An 18,425-nucleotide genomic window follows, 5' to 3' on the forward strand; every position below is an offset into this window, starting at 1 on the left:
TCTGGTGATCGTGCCACGACGCACAGATACCCGCTCACCTCAACCGCGCGGCACGCCCGTCCTGTCGGAGCCTGCCGTCACAGGAGACTTATAGTGTCTGAATTGTCTCAGCTTTCGCCACAGCCGCTGTGGGATATTTTCGCCAAGATCTGTTCTATCCCGCATCCTTCTTATCATGAAGAAGCGCTGGCGCAGCACATCCTCACCTGGGCCAAAGAAAAGAACCTGCACGCCGAGCGCGATCAGGTCGGCAATATCCTGCTGCGCAAGCCGGCCACCAAAGGCATGGAAAACCGCAAGCCGGTTGCGCTGCAGGCGCACCTGGACATGGTGCCGCAAAAGAATAACGACACCGTACACGACTTCGCCAAGGATCCGATCCAGCCTTATATCGCCGGCGAGTGGGTGAAAGCGCGCGGCACCACGCTGGGCGCCGACAACGGCATCGGCATGGCCTCCGCCCTGGCGGTGCTGGCCGACGACAGCGTTGAGCACGGCCCGCTGGAAGTGCTGCTGACCATGACCGAAGAAGCAGGCATGGACGGCGCCTTCGGGCTGCAGCCGAACTGGCTGCAGGCGGACATCCTGATCAATACCGACTCCGAAGAAGAAGGCGAAATCTACATGGGTTGCGCCGGTGGTATCGACTTCATCACTACCCTGCCGCTGCAGCGCGAAGCGGTGCCGGCCGGTTACCAAACCCTGAAGCTGACCCTCAAGGGCCTGAAAGGCGGCCACTCCGGCGCCGAGATCCACGTCGGGCTGGGCAATGCCAACAAGCTGCTGGCACGCTTCCTGTTCGCCCATGCGGCGGCGCTGAACCTGCGCGTGCTGGATCTGAACGGCGGCACCCTGCGCAACGCCATCCCGCGTGAAGCCTCCGCGGTGGTTGCGGTGCCGGCAGACAAGGCCGACGCGCTGAAAGCGCTGAGCCAGGAGTTTCTGGCCGTGCTGCAGAACGAACTTTCCGCCAAAGAGAAGAACATCACCGTGCTGCTGGAGCCGACCACCAGCGCTTCGCAGGCGCTGAGCGCCGACAGCCAGCAGCGCTTCCTGGCGCTGCTGAACGGCACGCCGAACGGCGTGATCCGCATGAGCGACGCGGTGAAAGGCGTGGTGGAAACCTCGCTGAACGTCGGCGTGGTCACCACCAGCGAAAACGAAGCGGAAATCATCTGCCTGATCCGCTCCCTGATCGACAGCGGCAAAGACTACGTGGTCGAGATGCTGACCGCGCTGGGCCAGCTGGCCGGCGCCAAAGTGGCGCCGAAGGGCGGCTACCCGGGCTGGCAGCCGGATGCCGACTCGCCGGTGATGCACCTGGTGCGCGAGCTGTATCAGGATCTGTTCGACAAGACGCCGAACATCATGGTGATCCACGCTGGTCTGGAATGCGGTCTGTTCAAAAAGCCGTATCCAAACATGGACATGGTATCGATCGGGCCCACCATCACCGGCCCGCACTCGCCGGATGAGCAGGTGCATATCGAAAGCGTCGGTCTGTACTGGAAGCTGCTGACCTCGCTGCTGAAAGCGATCCCTGAGCGCGCGTAAGCTGCGCGCTTAACGCAAAAAGCCGGCGAGTCGCCGGCTTTTTTATTCCCAAGGCAGCGCCAACTGCCGCTCCAACTGCGGATCGAGCAGCGTCACATGCAGCCCCACCAGCCGCACGCCACGCCCTTCGCGCCGCTCGCGCCACGCCTGCCGCGCCACCTCCAGCAAATCCTGCCGATTCAACACCGGGAACACGTGCTCCTGGGTGGTTTGCTGAAAATCCTGAAACTTCAGCTTCACGCCCTGCCGGGCGATGTGCAGATCCGGTTTGACCTTGCGCAGCCGCATCTCCAGCTCGGGATAGAGTTTGTCGATAATCAGCGTTTCGCAGTCTTCCCAGTCGTGAATATCTTCCGCCAGCGTGCGCTCCACCCCCACCGATTTGCGCAGCCGCTCAGGAGAGATTTCGCGCCGATCGATGCCCTGACACCGCTCCCACAGCACCCGGCCGAACTTGCCGAAGCGCTTGAGCAACTGCGCCAAATCGTATTGCTGCACGTCGGCGCAGGTGATAAGCCCCACGTCCTCCAGCCGCTTGGCGGTCACCTTGCCGACGCCGGGGATCTTGCTGAGCGGCAGCTGTTGCAAAAACGCCGGCACCTGCGCCGGCGTGATCACGTACTGCCCGTTCGGCTTGTTCATCTCGGAGGCGATTTTGGCAAGAAACTTGATTGGCGCGATACCGGCCGACGCGGTGAGGTTCAGCTCGTCGGCGATAGCCTGGCGGATTTCCTGGGCGATCAGCGTCGCCGAACCGTTGCATTGCGGGCTGTCGGTCACGTCAAGATAGGCCTCGTCGAGCGACAGCGGCTCGATCAACGGGGTATAGCGAGCGAAGATTTCGCGGATGTGCAGCGAGGCCTCTTTGTAGGCCGCCATGCGCCCCGGCAGCAGGGTGAGATGCGGGCACAGCTTGAGCGCCATCGCCGTGGACATGGCGCTGTGCACGCCGTAGCGCCGCGCCGGGTAGTTGGCGGTGCTGATCACCCCACGCCGATCGGCGCTGCCGCCAATCGCCAGCGGGATATCGCGCAGGCTGGGATCGTCGCGCATTTCCACCGCCGCGAAGAAGCAGTCCATATCGACATGAATGATTTTACGCATCGCACCCTCCAGTGACACTGTATAAGTATACAGTTAGATACCGAAAGCTCAAGGCCGCAGGGTTCGATGAAAGCGCCGTTTCCGCCAGATATTTCCGCGTTGTTAAAAAAGCTTAATTTTTCAATAGTATGATTTCCGTATCCCGTGCGGCTCACCACAACGATAATGACAAGGTACCCAACATGATCAGATTTTCTCATTGGCTGCTGGCTTCCGCGCTATCCCTTAGCGCACTGGCGGCCAGCGCCGCCACCGGTCACGCGCCGGCGATCGTCGCCCACCGCGGCGGCACCGCCGATGCGCCGGAGAACACCCGCATCGCCATCGAAACCGCGCTGAAAAACGGCGCCGACGCCATCTGGATCACCCTGCAAGCATCCAAAGACGGCGTCATCGTGCTGTATCGCCCTTCGGATCTGAAAACATTGACCAACCGGCAGGGCCCGGTTTCTGCCTATACCGCCGCGCAGCTGGCCGAGACCGACGCCGGCTGGGCCTTCGCCAGGGGGGATGCGCACCCGTTCCGCGGCCAGGGTATCGGCATTCCCCGGCTCGACGACGTGCTTAAAGCGTTTCCTCACGTCACCTTTTATCTGGACATCAAATCCCCGGACGCCGATCCGGCGCAGTTTGGCCAGGCGCTGCTGGCGACGCTGGAAAGCACCGACAGCCTGCACCGCACCCGCGTCTACTCCACCGACGCCAAATACCTGCAGGCGCTGCCGCCGGCTATCCCACGCTTCGAAAGCCGCGACGAGACCCGCACGCTGCTGGCTAACGTCACCATGGCGCACCAGTGCGACGTCAAACCGGACAACCGGCAGCCGCGCTGGTACGGGCTGGAGTTGAAGCGCGAGGTGGAAGTGGTGGAGAAATATACCCTCGGCGAAGGGCGTTCGAAGGCATTTCTCACCTGGGATAAAGAGTCGATGGACTGCTTCCGCTCGCAGGGCCCGGCGCACATCATCCTGTTCGGCGTCAACTCGCCGCAAGAGTATCAGCAGGCGCTGGCGCTGGGCGCCGACGGCGTGATGGTCAACTCACCGGCCGAGGCAAAAAGCTTCCGCAAGGCGAAATAACAATAGAACACCGGAGAAAATCTGAGGAAATGGGGATACTCACGCTCCCCAATGAAGGGAATTTCTCCGGGATTTCACGATCAATCAATATTAATATTTTATTTTTTATCAATTAAATATATTAAAAATAAAACGTATAGCCACATAATATTCGGTGCATAAATATCCTCTTCTCATAATGCGATCAACGTCTATTTTTCGAACAAAACATCACCATTAGTGACGACAATACTCTAGGATCTGGCCATCTTTGGAAACACGCCAACAATCAGTCTTTCTTAGACTTTTCTAAATAGCACCTCCACTCATCTAAATAGCTCTACGGGTATCAACATATGTTATGGCATCGGAGGGCTAGAGAATAATGGAATGATTTAAAAGGAATTATATGTCGATAACTTTTAACAAACTTTAGGAAAAACATCCTCAAATCAATGGGGATGAGTATCCATGCCGCACTGCCCATGGTGATAAAGCCTTTGATGATCAGTGTGCTATACGCATCGGTGCAGCTTTGGTTCATTGTGGGTATGATGTCAGTAAATTGTCAGGCGTGAACTTTTGTTGGTTACACAAGAAAAGTGAGGGCCATATTTTGCGTGCTGAAGAACTGGCAAATGCATTAGCACGAACACCGATACCGGGGCTAGGATGCATGGTAAAAGTCACACCCAACCAGTTTGAGCGGGTGCTGAAAGGCAAAACCGGCATTATCTTTTTTAAAGATTACTGGCTGCGAGGGAATGAAAACTTTCGCAATCGCTCGGGAGATCATATAGATCTGTGGAATGGTTCTCGTTTAACCACACTATCGAGCTATTTTCGTATTCAATGGGGGCTTTCTTGGGATGGACGTTTTAGCGATTTCTTTAAATCAAAAGAAGTCTGGTTCTGGCAGGTGATATGAAACGGATAGCAGCAATTATTGCCGGTGCGATAATAGGTATCGGCCTCATGCTCCTGGCTTTTCCCTTTCTCTCAGACTGGATTATTGGCCACGTTGAGGGCGAGGATCAGATGTCGGCTAACTTCGAGTTGCTGGCGATTGGCCTAGTGTTGTGCTGTTTCGTGGGAGGTTCACTCGGCAACCTAGCCTATTCCAAAAGCAAATAACCCCTCATAAATGAATGCGGTAACATATTTTTGAACACTGATGCCTTACATAGATATGAAAAACTTCCGCAAAGCGAAATAAATAACCGGCTAACGGCATAAGGCGGTTCGACAAACTCGCCTTATGCCTGTCTGACTTTCAACGCCCATTAGTGGACAGGAACCACCTGGATGGTGCCATTTTCATTGCGTACACTAAACCCTGCCCCAAATAGCCGGGCGGCAGGCTCAAGACCTTTACTTCGTTTATCCCGCGACAACAGCGTCACCGATACCCCGTAAGACTTCCCGTCTTCGAATTTATAGTTATCGTCGGGAATACACGTAGCCGCAGTGACCACAGGCATCTCGTTATCCGCGAAGTTCTTGCCGAAGATAGCGTTGGCGTTGCCGATTTCTTCGATAATGACACCGGCCAACCGCTCGTCCCCTTCAGGTTGAACCCGCACACAAACGTGGTTATCAACGACAGTGACGTTGGCCGCGTAGTTCTTTGGCCTCGGATCGTTCATGTGCATGCAGCTGGCAAGCAGCAAAGTCAGCGTTCCAGCCAAAAAAATGCGGTTCATCCTGTTACCTCTGCTTAAGAAACTGAGAAAGCGCATATTCGTATTTTCTGGCGATCGTTTTATCCGTTACGCCCTGAAAATTCGCGCCATTGTTAATCGCGCCCAGCCCAACTTTCATACGCCTTTCGGCTAAGGCCCAAATAAAAAACCCGGCCAAGGCCGGGTTTTCGCTACAGCTACAGAATGCGGTGTTTGTCCAACTGCTCGCGCCGCTGTGCCGCTTTGGCTTCGCGCTTTTTGCGCGCATCGCACGGCTCTGGGCAGTCGCAGACTTTCTCCATCCCCAATGCGGTGATGCCGCCGCAGCTGCCCTGCAGGCTTTTGCGTTTGAACACGTAACCCAGCGACATCCCGCCGACGATCAGCAGGAACAACACGAAGGTGGCGGCGAATACCGTCAGCATAGCAACCTCACGAACGCTTTTTCAGGTAGGGTTTGAACGCGTCCGAATAGCGCTCCTCAAACCCGTCGGCGGTTTTCACGATCATGAACACCGGGATGCCCAGCAGATTGGCCAGCGCCAGGCCGCGCTCCGGCCCCATCACGTTCAGGCCGGTGGACAGGCCGTCGGCGGTCATACAGGTCGGGCTCAGCACGGTGATCGACACCAGGCGGTGGTTGATCGGCCGGCCGGTGATCGGATCGATAGTGTGCGAATAGCGCACCCCGTCCTGCTCGAAGTAGTTGCGATAGTCACCCGAGGTGGCAATCGACATCTCCCCCGGCTGGATCACCAGCTGCGCCTGCTGCTGCGCGCCGGCGGTCGGGCGCTCGATGGCGATGCGCCACGGCTTTTGCTCGCCGTTATGCCCGCGCGTGCGCACCTCACCGCCGATATCCACCATGTAGTTTTGCACGTGTTGCGATTGCAGATACTCCGCCACCACGTCCACGCCGTATCCTTTGGCGATCGACGACAGGTCGACATACAGCTCGGGGATGCTTTTCACCAGCGCGCTGCCCTGCACCGCCAGTTTATCGGCACCGGTCCAGGCGCGACGGTGCGCCAGCTCCGCCTCGCTCGGCACTTTATCCGGCCGCCCTTCCGGGCCGAAGCCCCACAGGTTGACCAGCGGCCCGACGGTCACGTCCAGCGCGCCATCGGTCACGCGGTTGATGCGCAGCGCTTCGCGCACCACCTCGGCGGTCGCCGGCGAAACAGGGAACGGCCGGTCAATGTCGCGGCTGGCGTTGAAGCGGCTCAGCTCGGAATCCGGCCGGTAGGTGGACATCTGGTCGTTCACCTGCTCCAGCCGTTTGTCGATCTCCGCCTGCATCTCGCGCGCCGACGGCGTATCGTCGCCGGTCACGTAACGGATCGAATACGAGGTGCCCATGGTTTTACCCGTCAGGTCCACCTGCTCCGGCCCGCAGCCGGTCAGCAGCAGGGTGGCGCTCAGCGCCACGCCCGTCAGCCAGTTCTTCATCGCCAATGCGCGCATTTAGCCACCAAAGTCATCCAGCATGATGTTTTCGTCTTCGACGCCCAGATCTTTCAGCATCTTGATCACCGCAGCGTTCATCATCGGCGGCCCGCACATGTAAAACTCGCAGTCCTCCGGCGCCGGGTGATTCCTCAGGTAGTTCTCCAGCAGAACATTATGGATAAAGCCGGTGTAGCCGGTCCAGTTATCTTCCGGCTGCGGATCCGACAGCGCCACGTGCCAGGTGAAGTTGTCGTTCTCCGCCTGCAGCTGGTTGAAGTCGTCTTCATAGAACATCTCGCGCAGCGAACGCGCGCCGTACCAGAAGGTGATCTTGCGCTTCGAGTTCAGGCGCTTGAGCTGATCGAAGATGTGCGAACGCATCGGCGCCATGCCCGCGCCGCCGCCGATGAAGATCATTTCGGCGTCGGTCTCCTTGGCGAAGAACTCGCCGAACGGCCCGGAGATCGTCACCTTGTCACCCGCCTTCAGCGACCAGATATAGGAAGACATGATGCCCGGCGGCACGTCCGGGTTGTTCGGCGGCGGCGTGGCGATACGCACGTTGAGCATGATGATGCCCTTCTCTTCCGGGTAGTTGGCCATCGAGTAGGCGCGCACCGTGGTGTCGTTCACCGTCGAGCGGTAGCGGAACAGGTTGAACTTGTCCCAGTCGCCGCGATACTCCTGCGGCACGTCGAAGTCGGCGTAGCTGATGTCGTGCGCCGGGGCTTCGATCTGGATGAAGCCGCCCGCGCGGAACGGCACGTCTTCGCCATCGGGGATCTTCAGCTTCAGCTCTTTGATAAAGGTGGCTTTGTTATCGTTGGAGATAACCTCGCACTCCCATTTCTTCACGCCGAAGATCTCTTCCGGCAGCTCGATCTTCAGGTTCTGCTTCACGTTCACCTGGCACGCCAGGCGGCAACCCTCTTTCGCTTCGCGCTTGTTGATGTGCGAGAGCTCGGTCGGCAGGATATCGCCGCCGCCCTCTTTGATCACCACCCGGCACTGGCCGCAGGAACCGCCGCCGCCGCAGGCCGAGGAGACGAAAATCCCCTGGCTGGAGAGCACGTTAAGCAGCTTGTCGCCCGCCGGCGCATGGAAGCTCTTATCCAGATCGCCGTTGATCTCCACCGCGATGTCGCCGGTGTTCACCAGCTTCGATTTGGCGAACAGGATCAGCAATACCAACACCATCACGATGGTGGTGAACATTGCTACGCCTAAAATAATTTCCATAAATTCTTCCCGCCTTTACAACTGAACACCGGAGAAGGACATGAAGCCCAGCGCCATCAGTCCGGTGGTGATAAAGGTAATGCCCAGGCCGCGCAGTCCCGCCGGCACGTTGGCATACTTGAGTTTTTCGCGGATCCCCGCCATGGCGACGATCGCCAGCATCCAGCCGGTGCCAGAACCAAAGCCGTACACCACCGATTCAGCAAAGTTGTAGTCGCGCTGCACCATGAAGGACACGCCGCCGAAGATGGCGCAGTTCACGGTGATGAGCGGCAGGAAGATGCCGAGCGCGTTATACAGCGACGGGAAGAAGCGATCGAGGATCATCTCCAAAATCTGCACCAGCGCCGCGATCACGCCAATGAAGGTGATGAAGTTGAGGAAGCTCAGATCGACGCCTTCCACCAGCGCACCGTCACGCAGGATCAGGTTGTAGACCAGGTTGTTCACCGGCACCGAAATGCCGAGCACGATGGTCACCGCAATGCCCAGGCCAAAGGCGGTCGAGACCTTCTTCGAGACCGCCAGGAAGGTACACATCCCGAGGAAGAACGCCAGCGCCATGTTCTCGACGAACACCGCGCGCACAAACAGGCTGATATAGTGTTCCATCGGCCTTTACTCCTTTTCGATCTGCGCCGGCTTCAGGGTGCGCAGCACCCAGATCAGCAGGCCGATGATGAAGAACGCGCTCGGCGCCAGCAGGAACAGGCCGTTCGGCTGATACCAGCCGCCGTTCTGCACCGTTTCCAGCACCGGGACGCCGAACAGCTTGCCGGAGCCAATCAGCTCGCGCAGGAAACCGACCAGCACCAGGATCACCCCGTAGCCCAGCCCGTTGCCGATGCCGTCCATAAAGCTCTCGATCGGCGGCGACTTCATGGCGTAAGCCTCGGCGCGCCCCATCACGATACAGTTGGTGATGATAAGGCCGACGAACACCGACAGCTGCTTGGAGATCTCGAACGCATAGGCGCGCAACAGCTGATCGACCACGATCACCAGCGAGGCGATGATCGCCATCTGCACGATGATGCGCACGCTGTTGGGAATATGGTGACGGATCAGCGAGATGAAGAAGCTGGAGAACGCCGTGACCAGCGTCACCGCAATGGTCATCACCACCGCCGTCTCCAGCTTGGTGGTCACCGCCAACGCAGAACAGACGCCCAGCACCTGCAGGGCGATCGGGTTATTGTCGAACAGCGGCCCCAGCAGGACCCGCTTTATCTCTTTGGAATCAGCCATTTTTCAGCGCTCCTTCACGAACTTTTTTCAGGAACGGGCCGAAGCCGTGCTCGCCCAACCAGAAATCAAACGTATGCTGCACGCCGTTGGAGGTCAGCGTGGCGCCGGACAGGCCGTCCACCCCGTGCACATCCCCCTGACGCGCGCCGCCTTTCACCACGCGGATCGCCGGCTGGCCGTTGTCGTCGAACAGCTGTTTGCCGACCCACTGCTGGCGCCAGGACGGGTTCTCGACCTCGCCACCCAGCCCCGGGGTTTCCCCCTGGTCGTAGTAGGTGATGCCCTTGACCGTGTTGCCGTCGTTATCCAGCGCCACGAAGGCGTACATCATCGACCACAGGCCGGTGCCGTATACCGGCAGCACAATCTTGTTCACCTGGCCGCTTTCATCGCGCACCAGGTAGATTTCCGCCTGATTGCTGCGGCGCTTGATGCCGGCCGGATCGTCGCCCGCCGCCAGCGCCACGCTTTTGGCGTCGTCGCGCAGCGCGGCGCCCAGATCGAACGTCGCCGCCTTGCCGGCGACAAACTCGCCGCTGTTGAGATCCACCAGGCGCGGTTCGATGCGCTCGCTGTACAGATGCTTGACCTGCTCGCTCTCCATTTTCGGCTGCAACAGGCCGGCTACATCGAGAATATTGCGCTGCTTGTCGAGCAGCTTTTGCTCCTGCTGTTTGGACTTCAGGCCGACGGCGGAGCCCGCCACCACCACTGAACACACCAGACACAGCAGCAGCACTACCAGCAGCGTTTTACCGATGCCGTCGTTTTTCGCTTCATTCGCCACGGGCTTTTCTCCGCTTGATGTTGGCCTGCACCACCAGATAATCGAACAGCGGTGCGAACAGGTTGGCGAACAGGATCGCCAGCATCATGCCTTCCGGATAGGCGGGGTTGACCACCCGAATCAGCACGCACATCACGCCGATCAGAATGCCGTACCACCATTTCCCCTTGTTGGTGAAGGAGGCGGAAACTGGGTCGGTCGCCATAAAGATCATGCCGAAGGCGAAACCGCCCAGCACCAGATGCCAGTGCCACGGCATGGCGAACATCGGGTTGGTATCGGAACCGATGGCGTTGAACAACAGGGCGGAAGCCACCATGCCGAGCATTACGCCGGCGACGATGCGCCAGGAGGCCACGCGGCCGAACAGGATAATCGCCCCGCCGATCAGGATCATCAGCGTGGAGACTTCCCCGATGGAGCCGGGAATGTTGCCGAGGAAGGCGTCCATCCAGCTGATGGACTGGCCGGTGGCCACGTTGCTCAGGCTGTGCGCCCCGCCTGCGCTCCACTGCGCCAGCGGCGTCGCGCCGGAGAAACCGTCCGCAGAGGTCCACACCAGATCGCCGGAGATCTGCGCCGGATAGGCGAAGAACAGGAAGGCGCGGCCGGCCAACGCCGGGTTGAGGAAGTTGCGCCCGGTGCCGCCGAAGATCTCTTTGGCCACCACCACGCCGAAAGTGATGCCCAGCGCCGCCTGCCACAGCGGCAGGGTCGGCGGTACGATCAGCGCGAACAGGATGGAGGTGACGAAGAAGCCTTCGTTGACCTCATGCTTGCGGATAATGGCGAACAGCACTTCCCAGAAGCCGCCGACGACGAACACCACGGCGTAGATCGGCAGGAAGTAACAAGCGCCCAGCACCATCTTGCTGACCCAGCCGGCGTCGGCCGCCAGCGAGGCGCCGAGCCACTGCGCCAGGCGATAATGCCAGTCGCCCGCCAGCACCTGTTGCAGCTCGTCGCCGCTGTACAGATGGTGCAGCGCCGGGATCGCCTGCTGGCCGACGTTGTACATGCCCCAGAACATCGTCGGGAACACTGCCAGCCACACCAGGATCATCATGCGTTTCAAATCGATGGCGTCGCGCACGTGCGAAGCGCCGCGCGTCACCGTGCCGGGGGTATAAAACACCGTGGTGGTTGCTTCATACAGCGGGTACCACTTTTCCAGTTTGCCGCCCGGCGTGAAGTGATGCTCTATCTTCTCAAAATAATTCTTCAGGCCCATCGGTTATCCTTCCTGCTCAATCTTGGTCAGCACCTCGCGCAGCACCGGCGCGTACTCATACTTGCCGGGGCAAACGAAGGTGCACAGCGCCAGATCTTCCTCATCCAGCTCCAGACAGCCCAGCGCCTGCGCGCTGTCGCTGTCGCCCGCCAGCAGATCGCGCAGCAGCAGCGTCGGCAAAATATCCAGCGGCATCACCCGCTCGTAGTTGCCGATCGGCACCATGGCGCGCTCGCCGCCGTGGGTGGTGGTCGAGAAGGCGAACAGTTTGTTCTTCAGGAAGTGGCCCAGCGTGGTGCGGGTAATGGAGAACTTGTTCGGCGAAGGCACGATCCAACCGAACAACTCTTTGTCGCGCCCTTCTTCCAGCACCGACACCTGCGAGTGGAAACGGCCGAGCCAGGCGTTCGGCCCGGCGGCGTGCATGCCGTTCAGCACCGAACCGGAGATCACCCGGTTCTCGCCGTCTTTCAGGCGGCCGGCGGTCAGCTCATCGAGGCTGGCCCCCAGGCGGGTGCGCAGCAGCGTCGGCTGCGCCACCTGCGGCCCGGCCAGCGCCACGACCCGGCGGGTATCGAGCTTGCCGGTGGTGAACAGCGTGCCGATGGCGATGACGTCCTGGTAGCCGATGTGCCAAACGGTTTTCTTCAGGCTGACCGGTTCCAGGAAGTGAATGTGAGTGCCCACCAGCCCGGCGGGGTGCGGGCCGGCAAATTCGCTGTAGGCGATCTGCGGGCTGCTCTGCTGGCCAACGGAGGCGCCGGCGGCGTGACATACGTGTACCTTGCCCGCCGTCAGGCGCGCCAACACCAGCAGCCCGGCGTTGAACGCCGCCTGCTGTTCGGCGATGATCACCTGCGGATCGGCGGCCAACGGCTGGGTATCCATCGCGGTGACGAAAATGGCGCGCGCTTCGCTGCCGGGGCTCGGCGTTTTGCTGAACGGACGGGTGCGCAGCGCGGTCCACAGGCCGCTGGCGATCAGTTCGCTCTCGACCTGTTCGCGCGGCAACTGGGCCAGTTCACCCAGCGGGTAGTGCGCAAACTCGAGCTGATCGTCGCCGCCGTTTTCCAGCGCAATCACCACCGATTGCAATACGCGCCGTTCGCCGCGGTTAATCGCGTCGATGCGGCCGCTGGCGGGAGCCGTGAAGAAAACCCCGGGGTTTTTCTTATCTTCGAACAACGCCTGGCCTTTCTTAACGGTATCGCCTTCCTGCACCAGCATGGAGGGACGCATTCCGACATACTCTTCCCCAAGCAGGGCGACATGCTGAATGTTCGGGCCGTCTTGGATCGCCTGAACCGGAGCCCCGGCTATCGGCAGATCTAACCCTTTTCTGATCTTAATCATAGGATTTATACGATGTAGTTGGGTTTACACGTCTGCCCGGCCCCAGAGGCGGGTGCTGACGATGCCAGGATTGCCGGGCAGTGCGCATGGCGGCACGCCCAACATGAACTTTCTCGCAGTGAAAAATTGGGGTAACGCGCATTCCCTTGATTCCCCCCTTTCCGTTGTTTGCTCGACAGTCGATGTGTTAACGGCCTGTAGCCAAATAACCATCAAAACGGCCGGGTTATATGCCATAACCCCTGCCGTTTCAATCGCCACAGCGCGTTAAATTGAAGAGGGAATATTAACATTGTTCGCAACATTGTTCTGCGTTCCGTCGTGACTTGGGTCAAGCAAACGCAATTAAATTTCGCCTGTTTTTCACTACTTATCGTTAAAATCTGCCGGTCATTTCACTTTTATCGAGCTTTGTCGTTTTTTTATACATATCACGTATTGCTAAAAATAAACGCGCTGGTAATCTGGCGGTGTTTTGCAGCAGTAAAAACAATAATCAGTGGCATGCTGGCCAACCTCAATTGCGCCGGCAGATAAATATAAGCAGGAATAATAATGAGCAAAATCGCGCTGTTGTTTGCGATGCTTGTTTCTATGCCGATGATCACGGCCTGCAGCGCCAGCGAGCAGGTACCCGAAGCGCCGGTAGTTAAACAGCAATTATTGGGTTCGCCGGTCTATATTCAGATCTTCAAAGAGGAACGCAAGCTGGAATTGTATGCCAAAATGGGCAATGAATTCCGCCTGGTCAACACGTTCCCGATCTGTAATTTCTCCGGCGGGCTGGGCCCTAAACGTCGTGAAGGCGATTTTAAAAGTCCGGAAGGCTTTTATAGCGTTGACGCACGCCATCTGAAACCCGACAGCAAGTATTATCGGGCGATCAATATCGGTTTCCCTAATGATTACGACAAGTCGCAGGGCTATTCCGGCGCTTATCTGATGATCCACGGCGAATGTAAATCGATCGGCTGTTACGCGATGACCAACACCTATATGGATGAGATCTATCGCTACGTCGAAGCCGCCTTCGCCTATGGACAAAGCCGCGTCGACATCAGCATCTACCCGTTCCGCATGACCGAGCAAAACCTCAAGCGCCATGCGTCATCCAGCTATATCGCCTTCTGGCGCCAGCTGAAGCCGGGCTACGATTACTTCGCGAAGAACCACCAGCCGCCGACAATGGGCGTGCTCAATGGCCAGTACGTCTTGGGTCAACCGTTGATGAGCAGCGGCGGCATGATGACGCAGTACGCGTCAGCCAGCCCGACGCCCAACACCAACCCCTTCGCTCAGAACAAGCCGCTCACCGAAGTGAAATAACGCGAACTCGCCTGGCTCAATCTTGTGCCAGGTTTCGTTGGCGGTCAGCGGTTGGGTGGCGATCACCGTGACCACATCGTTCGGTGTGGTCTGCTGCTGAAAATCGATTTCCACATCCTGATCGAGCAGCGTCGCCTTGCCGAACGGTGCGCGGCGCGTGATCCAATACAGGTTGGTGGAGCAATAGGCCATCACGAAGCGCCCGTCCGACAACAGCATGTTGAACACCCCTTTCTTGCGCAGCTGGCTCGCCAACAGGCCGATGTAGCGGAAAACCGCCGGCCACTGGCTCGGAGTGCGCGGGTATTTCAGCGCCAGCTGATGCAGCAGCCAGCAGAACGCGTATTCGCTGTCGGTCTGGCCGACCGGGCGAAACGTGCCGGTATCCAGCTGACGATAGCCTTTCAATTGGCCGTTGTGTGCGTAGGTCCAGTTGCGGCCCCACAGTTCGCGGGTGAACGGGTGGGTGTTTTCCAGCGCCACTTCGCCGCGGTTAGCCTGGCGAATATGGGACACCACCGCACAGGACTTGATCGGGTAATCCTGCACCAGGCGGGCGATCGGCGAGTTGAAGCTCGGCTGCGGATCCTTGAATGTGCGGCAGCCGTTCCCTTCATAGAAGGTAATGCCCCAGCCATCCTTATGCGGCCCGGTACGGCCGCCGCGCTGTACCAGGCCGGTAAAGCTGAAGCAGATATCGGTCGGTACGTTTGCGCTCATCCCGAGCAGTTCACACATCGCCAGCACTCCTTAACCACACTGACACAGGCTGTGCGGGCCATGCGGCGCCCGCAGTCTTATTCATGGGGAGCCGCAGCTCCCCGCAGGCTATCAAGCCTTAACCATCTCTTTTTCGATCAGCTGAATCAAGATGTGAATCGCTTTGATGTGGATTTCCTGAATGCGGTCGGCGTAGCCGAAGTGCGGCACGCGAATTTCCACATCGGCGGAACCCGCCATCTTGCCGCCGTCCTTGCCGGTCAGGGTGATCACTTTCATCCCCTTGGCGCGCGCCGCATCGATGGCTTTGATGATATTGCCGGAGTTGCCGGAGGTGGAAATGCCCAGCAGCACGTCACCTTCGCGGCCTACCGCTTCTACATAGCGAGAGAATACGTACTCATAGCCGAAGTCGTTGCTGACGCAGGACAGGTGGCTCACGTCCGAGATGGCAATCGCCGGGTAGCCCGGACGGTTTTCACGGTAGCGGCCGGTCAGCTCTTCGGCGAAGTGCATCGCGTCGCAATGGGAACCGCCGTTGCCGCAGGAAATCACTTTACCGCCGGCTTTGAAGGAATCCGCCAGCAGCACCGCCGCACGTTGGATGGCGTCGATGTTGGCGTCGTCATTGATAAATTTCGCCAGGGTATCAGCCGCTTCGTTCAGTTCACTGCGAATAAGGTCGTGGTACATGAGGAACCTCTTGTTATCGTCAAATCTTCCGCTTCGCAGTGTACCGGATCGCGGAAACAGCGAGAAGCATTCTCAGCCAAACAGCGCGCCGGTTAAGGAAGCGGAGAGGTTTTTGATGATTGGTGCTGTCAGTTTGTGACCTGAGTTGTAATTAAACTGTAAACGCATTGATAAAAATTCTGCCTTGTACTAAAACCTATTACATACACACAACAGGTCAGACCTCTTACTACTTCGGAGCTTCTTATGATGGTTCTTAGTATCGTCGTTTTCCTGGCTCTCCTCGGCGTGGTGTTCTACCACCGAGTGAACCTTACCCTCAGCAGCCTGATCCTGGTGGCGTACACCGCCGCCATGGGCGCTATCGGCCTGTGGAGCTTCTGGCTGTTGCTGCCGCTGGCTATCGTGCTGCTGCCGCTGAACCTTTCCTCTGTGCGCCGTTCCCTGCTCTCCGCGCCGGCGCTGCGCGCCTTCCGCAAGGTGATGCCGCCGATGTCCACCACCGAGAAGGAAGCGATCGACGCCGGCACCACCTGGTGGGAAGGCGATCTGTTCCGCGGCGCGCCGGACTGGAACAAGCTGCACAGCTACCCGAAACCGCGCCTGACGGAAGAAGAGCAGGCGTTTATCGACGGCCCGGTGGAAGAAGCCTGCCGCATGGCCAACGACTTCCAGATCACCCACGAACTGGCCGATCTGCCGCCTGAACTCTGGGCGTACCTGAAAGAACACCGTTTCTTCGCGATGATCATCAAGAAAGAGTACGGCGGTCTGGAATTCTCTCCTTACGCTCAGGCGATGGTGCTGCAAAAACTGGCCGGCGTTTCCGGCATCCTGGCGATCACCGTCGGCGTGCCGAACTCCCTCGGCCCGGGCGAACTGCTGCAGCACTACGGTACCGAAGAACAGAAAAACCACTATCTGCCGGGCCTGGCGCGCGGCGACGAGATCCCTTGCTTCGCCCTGACCAGCCCGGAAGCGGGTTCCGATGCCGGTGCCATTCCGGACGTCGGCACCGTGTGCATGGGCGAATGGCAAGGCAAGCAGGTGCTGGGCATGCGCCTGACCTGGAACAAGCGCTACATCACGCTGGCGCCGGTCGCCACCGTACTGGGCCTGGCGTTCAAACTGCATGACCCGAACCGCCTGCTGAGCGATAACGAATCCCCGGGCATCACCTGTGCGCTGATCCCGACCAGCACGCCGGGCGTGGAAATCGGCAACCGCCACTTCCCGCTGAACGTGCCGTTCCAGAACGGCCCGACCCGCGGCACCGACGTGTTCGTCCCGATCGATTACATTATCGGCGGGCCGAAAATGGCCGGCCAGGGCTGGCGCATGCTGGTTGAGTGTCTGTCGGTCGGTCGCGGCATCACCCTGCCGTCCAACTCTACCGGCAGCCTGAAATCCATCGCCCTGGCGACCGGCGCCTACGCGCACATTCGCCGTCAGTTCAAGATCTCCATCGGCAAGATGGAAGGGATCGAAGAACCGTTGGCGCGCATCGCCGGCAACACCTATGTGATGGACGCCGCCGCTTCGCTGATCACCTATGCGCTGGTGCAGGGCGAGAAGCCGGCCGTGCTGTCAGCCATCGTCAAATACCACTGTACGCACCGCGGCCAGCAGTCGATCGTTGACGCCATGGACATCGCCGGCGGTAAAGGCATCATGCTCGGCGAATCCAACTTCCTGGCTCGCGCCTATCAGGGCGCACCGATCGCCATCACGGTGGAAGGCGCGAACATCCTGACCCGCACCATGATGATCTTCGGTCAAGGCGCGATCCGCTGCCATCCTTATGTGCTGGATGAAATGGCGGCGGCGCAAAGCAACGATCTGAACGCCTTCGATAAATCGCTGTTCGGCCACTTGGGCCACGTCGGCAGCAACAAGGTACGCAGCTTCTGGCTGGGCCTGACTAACGGCCGCACCAGCGCCACACCGACCAAGGACGCGACCCGTCGTTACTATCAGCAGTTGAACCGCCTGAGCGCCAACCTGGCGTTGCTATCGGACGTTTCCATGGGCGTGCTGGGCGGCAGCCTGAAGCGCCGCGAGCGCATCTCCGCTCGCCTGGGGGACATCCTCAGCCAGATGTATTTGGCTTCCGCCGTGCTGAAACGCTTTGACGACGAAGGCCGTCAGAAAGAAGATCTGCCGCTGGTGCATTGGGGCGTGCAAGACAGCCTGCATAAAGCCGAACAGGCGCTGGATGACCTGCTGCGCAACTTCCCGAACCGCTTTATCGCCGGCGCGATGCGCTTCGTGGTCTTCCCGCTCGGCCGCGTGCATACCGCACCGTCCGATCGTCTGGATCACCAGTTGGCCAAGATCCTGCAGGTGCCTTCCGCCACCCGCAGCCGTCTGGGGCGCGGCCAGTACCTGACGCCGAGCGAACATAACCCAATCGGCCTGCTGGAAGCGGCGCTGGCCGACGTGATGGCCGCCGAGCCGATTCATGAACGTCTGTGCAAGGCGGTCGGTAAAAACCTGCCGTTCACCCGTCTGGATCGTTTGGCGGAACGCGCGCTGGAAGAAGGCAAGATCAGCGCCGACGAGGCGAAAATCCTGGTGAAAGCCGAAGAGAGCCGTCTGCGCTCCATCAACGTGGACGACTTTGCGCCGGATGCGCTGGCGGCCGCCAAGCCGGAAAAGCCGGCGGCGCAGTCTAAGCGCCAACAGCAGACCGAAGCGGCTTAACGCCAATTCCCACTCCACGTATCCAAGGGGCGATGATGATCGCCCCTTTTTCTTTTCTTGCATCACGAACTGCGCACCGCGCCGCAGGTTGGCGCAACGGCGGATTTCACGGGGAGGAAGTTCGAGTAGACTGCGCGGCGGGTGCTCTGGATCTTTCTGTCCGGAGCCTTGGCAAAGGAGAGAAAGAGAAAGGCCCCGAGTCGATATTATCAACCCGAGGCCACTCTGATGCCCAACAACATCAGGTTAGCCTCTTACCCGCCGCAAGGCAAGGATAG

Annotated in this window: 18 protein-coding genes; 6 read left to right on the plus strand and 12 right to left on the minus strand. The window is 59.2% G+C overall.

What is annotated here, in order from left to right; genetic code table 11:
* The first annotated feature begins 93 nt into the window (after positions 1 to 93).
* Positions 94 to 1,554, plus strand: coding sequence for a beta-Ala-His dipeptidase (gene pepD, locus ACYF6X_RS16035; RefSeq protein ID WP_019454301.1), 1,461 nt, complete (start codon positions 94 to 96; stop codon positions 1,552 to 1,554).
* A 42-nt stretch (positions 1,555 to 1,596) separates the two neighbouring features.
* On the opposite strand, the gene dinB is transcribed toward pepD, so the two are convergent.
* Positions 1,597 to 2,658 (minus strand): DNA polymerase IV, encoded by a 1,062-nt coding sequence (dinB, locus tag ACYF6X_RS16040; RefSeq protein ID WP_130018564.1) that lies wholly within the window; start codon positions 2,656 to 2,658, stop codon positions 1,597 to 1,599.
* A 182-nt stretch (positions 2,659 to 2,840) separates the two neighbouring features.
* Here dinB and ACYF6X_RS16045 point away from each other — a divergent pair, with 182 nt between their 5' ends.
* The 3 genes from ACYF6X_RS16045 to ACYF6X_RS16055 all read left to right on the plus strand — a co-directional run bounded on the left by ACYF6X_RS16045 (position 2,841) and on the right by ACYF6X_RS16055 (position 4,850).
* A complete protein-coding gene (locus ACYF6X_RS16045) occupies positions 2,841 to 3,737 on the plus strand; it encodes a glycerophosphodiester phosphodiesterase family protein (RefSeq protein WP_130018565.1) in 897 nt (298 codons plus the stop codon).
* Positions 3,738 to 4,251: 514 nt separating this feature from the next.
* Positions 4,252 to 4,644 (plus strand): T6SS effector amidase Tae4 family protein, encoded by a 393-nt coding sequence (locus ACYF6X_RS16050; RefSeq protein WP_197817024.1) that lies wholly within the window; start codon positions 4,252 to 4,254, stop codon positions 4,642 to 4,644.
* Positions 4,641 to 4,850 carry a hypothetical protein gene (locus ACYF6X_RS16055; RefSeq protein WP_033651022.1) on the plus strand — a complete coding sequence of 70 codons (210 nt, stop codon included), beginning with the start codon at positions 4,641 to 4,643 and terminating at the stop codon, positions 4,848 to 4,850. The genes ACYF6X_RS16050 and ACYF6X_RS16055 overlap by 4 nt, the downstream gene beginning before the upstream one ends.
* Before the next feature lie 149 nt (positions 4,851 to 4,999).
* On the opposite strand, the gene ACYF6X_RS16060 is transcribed toward ACYF6X_RS16055, so the two are convergent.
* The 9 genes from ACYF6X_RS16060 to ACYF6X_RS16100 all read right to left on the minus strand — a co-directional run bounded on the left by ACYF6X_RS16060 (position 5,000) and on the right by ACYF6X_RS16100 (position 12,705).
* Positions 5,000 to 5,419: a putative T6SS immunity periplasmic lipoprotein gene (locus ACYF6X_RS16060; RefSeq protein ID WP_130018566.1), complete on the minus strand. Its 420-nt coding sequence runs from the start codon at positions 5,417 to 5,419 to the stop codon at positions 5,000 to 5,002.
* A 176-nt stretch (positions 5,420 to 5,595) separates the two neighbouring features.
* Positions 5,596 to 5,823: a (Na+)-NQR maturation NqrM gene (nqrM, locus tag ACYF6X_RS16065; RefSeq protein ID WP_004930244.1), complete on the minus strand. Its 228-nt coding sequence runs from the start codon at positions 5,821 to 5,823 to the stop codon at positions 5,596 to 5,598.
* Between the two features lie 7 nt (positions 5,824 to 5,830).
* Positions 5,831 to 6,862 (minus strand): FAD:protein FMN transferase, encoded by a 1,032-nt coding sequence (locus ACYF6X_RS16070; RefSeq protein ID WP_130018567.1) that lies wholly within the window; start codon positions 6,860 to 6,862, stop codon positions 5,831 to 5,833.
* On the minus strand, positions 6,863 to 8,086 hold the full coding sequence (gene nqrF / locus ACYF6X_RS16075; RefSeq protein WP_033637209.1) for an NADH:ubiquinone reductase (Na(+)-transporting) subunit F: 1,224 nt from the start codon (positions 8,084 to 8,086) through the stop codon (positions 6,863 to 6,865).
* Positions 8,087 to 8,101: 15 nt separating this feature from the next.
* Positions 8,102 to 8,698: an NADH:ubiquinone reductase (Na(+)-transporting) subunit E gene (gene nqrE, locus ACYF6X_RS16080; protein ID WP_004930235.1), complete on the minus strand. Its 597-nt coding sequence runs from the start codon at positions 8,696 to 8,698 to the stop codon at positions 8,102 to 8,104.
* 6 nt (positions 8,699 to 8,704) lie between these two features.
* Positions 8,705 to 9,334, minus strand: a complete 630-nt coding sequence (locus ACYF6X_RS16085; protein ID WP_004930232.1) for an NADH:ubiquinone reductase (Na(+)-transporting) subunit D — start codon at positions 9,332 to 9,334, stop codon at positions 8,705 to 8,707.
* Entirely contained in the window at positions 9,327 to 10,121 is a 795-nt protein-coding gene (locus ACYF6X_RS16090; RefSeq protein WP_130018568.1) for a Na(+)-translocating NADH-quinone reductase subunit C, read from the minus strand. Before ACYF6X_RS16090 ends, ACYF6X_RS16085 begins: the two co-directional genes overlap by 8 nt.
* On the minus strand, positions 10,111 to 11,352 hold the full coding sequence (locus ACYF6X_RS16095; protein ID WP_063990831.1) for an NADH:ubiquinone reductase (Na(+)-transporting) subunit B: 1,242 nt from the start codon (positions 11,350 to 11,352) through the stop codon (positions 10,111 to 10,113). The genes ACYF6X_RS16090 and ACYF6X_RS16095 overlap by 11 nt, the downstream gene beginning before the upstream one ends.
* 3 nt (positions 11,353 to 11,355) lie before the next feature.
* Complete coding sequence (locus tag ACYF6X_RS16100) at positions 11,356 to 12,705, minus strand: Na(+)-translocating NADH-quinone reductase subunit A (protein WP_130018569.1); 1,350 nt, start codon at positions 12,703 to 12,705, stop codon at positions 11,356 to 11,358.
* A gap of 555 nt (positions 12,706 to 13,260) precedes the next feature.
* Between ACYF6X_RS16100 and dpaA the strand changes: the two genes are divergently transcribed.
* Positions 13,261 to 14,031: a peptidoglycan meso-diaminopimelic acid protein amidase gene (gene dpaA, locus ACYF6X_RS16105; protein ID WP_063990829.1), complete on the plus strand. Its 771-nt coding sequence runs from the start codon at positions 13,261 to 13,263 to the stop codon at positions 14,029 to 14,031.
* Here the strand turns inward: dpaA and ACYF6X_RS16110 are convergent.
* Both ACYF6X_RS16110 and lpcA read right to left on the minus strand, forming a co-directional pair.
* On the minus strand, positions 13,966 to 14,769 hold the full coding sequence (locus tag ACYF6X_RS16110) for a class II glutamine amidotransferase (RefSeq protein ID WP_004930222.1): 804 nt from the start codon (positions 14,767 to 14,769) through the stop codon (positions 13,966 to 13,968). The genes dpaA and ACYF6X_RS16110 overlap by 66 nt on opposite strands.
* Positions 14,770 to 14,862: 93 nt before the next feature.
* On the minus strand, positions 14,863 to 15,444 hold the full coding sequence (gene lpcA, locus ACYF6X_RS16115; protein WP_004930220.1) for a D-sedoheptulose 7-phosphate isomerase: 582 nt from the start codon (positions 15,442 to 15,444) through the stop codon (positions 14,863 to 14,865).
* A gap of 246 nt (positions 15,445 to 15,690) precedes the next feature.
* Between lpcA and fadE the strand changes: the two genes are divergently transcribed.
* Positions 15,691 to 18,147, plus strand: coding sequence for an acyl-CoA dehydrogenase FadE (gene fadE / locus ACYF6X_RS16120; protein ID WP_063990828.1), 2,457 nt, complete (start codon positions 15,691 to 15,693; stop codon positions 18,145 to 18,147).
* Positions 18,148 to 18,425 lie beyond the last annotated feature (278 nt).

The organism is Serratia sp. ID 25-353, assembly GCF_054792795.1.